Genomic DNA, 1,551 nt, shown 5'->3' with positions numbered 1-1,551 from the left:
ATTTGATTTCGGTGAGGACGGTGCCTTGGGTGATGGCGTCGCCTGCGGTGACGGTGAGGCCGGTGATGGTGCCTGCTTTGTGGGCGGTGACGGGGTTTTCCATTTTCATCGCTTCGAGGACGGCGATGAGATCGCCTGCTTCGACGGTGTGGCCTTCTTCGACAGCGACTTTGACGACGGTGCCCTGCATCGGTGCGGTGACCGCATCCCCGGACGCAGCTCCGGCTCCGGCTCCGCCGCGGGTGCGGGCCTTCGGTTTACGACGCACCGCACCATTGCGGCCACCGGTGCTGCCACCGCTGCCGAGGGAGAGCTCGCCGGGCAGTGACACCTCGACGCGTCGGCCACCGACCTCGACGACGACGGTGCGACGCGGCAGCAGCTCCTCCTCGTCGATCGGTTGCCCGGCGGTGAACGGGGGCACCTGATTGTCCCATTCGGTTTCGATCCACCGGGTGTGCACCGAGAACGAGTCCCCGTCACCGATGAACGCGGGATCGGAGACCACCGCAGCATGGAACGGGATCACCGTCGCCAGACCTTGAACATCGAATTCGGCCAGTGCGCGCCGCGAGCGGGCCAGGGCTTGTTCGCGGGTGGCGCCGGTGACGATCAGTTTGGCGAGCATCGAATCGAACTGGCCGCCGATCACCGAACCCGATTCCACCCCGGAATCGACACGGACGCCCGGGCCGGAGGGGGCGGTGAAGGTGGTGACCGGTCCGGGGGCGGGCAGGAACCCGCGTCCGGCGTCTTCGCCGTTGATTCGGAACTCGAACGAATGCCCCCGCGGGGTCGGGTCTTCGGTGATGGACAGTTCTTCGCCGTTGGCGATGGCGAACTGTTGCAGCACCAGGTCGATGCCGGAGGTTTCCTCGGTGACGGGGTGCTCGACCTGCAGGCGGGTATTGACTTCCAGGAAGGACACCAGGCCGTCTTGCCCGACGAGGTATTCGACGGTGCCGGCTCCGTAGTAGCCGGCTTCGAGGCAGATCGCTTTGGCGCTCGAGTGGATTTCTTTGCGTTGGGCGTCGGTGAGGAACGGGGCGGGGGCTTCTTCGACGAGTTTCTGGAAGCGGCGTTGCAGGGAGCAGTCGCGGGTGCCGGCGACGATGACGTTGCCGTGCTGATCGGCGATGACCTGCGCTTCGACGTGGCGTGGTTTGTCGAGGTAGCGTTCGACGAAGCATTCCCCACGCCCGAACGCGGCGACGGCTTCGCGGGTCGCGGATTCGAACAGTTCGGGGATTTCCTCGCGGGTGCGGGCCACTTTCATGCCGCGGCCGCCGCCACCGAATGCGGCTTTGATGGCGATCGGGAGTCCGTGGTCGTCGACGAACGCCAGGATTTCGTCGGCGTCTTTCACCGGTTCGGAGGTGCCCGGGACGGAGGGGGCTTTCGCGCGGGCGGCGATGTGGCGGGCGGTGACCTTGTCACCGAGATCGCGGATCGACTGTGGGGAGGGTCCGATCCAGATCAGGCCGGCGTCGAGGACGGCTTGGGCGAAGTCGGCGTTCTCGGAGAGGAAGCCGTAGCCGGGGTGGATGGCGT

1 protein-coding gene is annotated in these 1,551 nt (G+C 66.5%); it reads right to left on the bottom strand.

Features of this window, described 5'->3' with window-relative positions; all coding sequences use genetic code 11:
* Window positions 1-1,551: acetyl/propionyl/methylcrotonyl-CoA carboxylase subunit alpha (locus RHODMAR_RS26715; RefSeq protein WP_008720965.1), on the bottom strand; the 1,551-nt coding region annotated here is incomplete at both ends.

This window comes from Rhodococcus sp. AW25M09 (genome assembly GCF_000333955.1).
Lineage (GTDB): Bacteria > Actinomycetota > Actinomycetes > Mycobacteriales > Mycobacteriaceae > Rhodococcoides.
The sequence above is the reverse complement of the archived record's forward strand: the minus strand, read 5'-3'. Positions and strand labels throughout refer to the sequence as shown.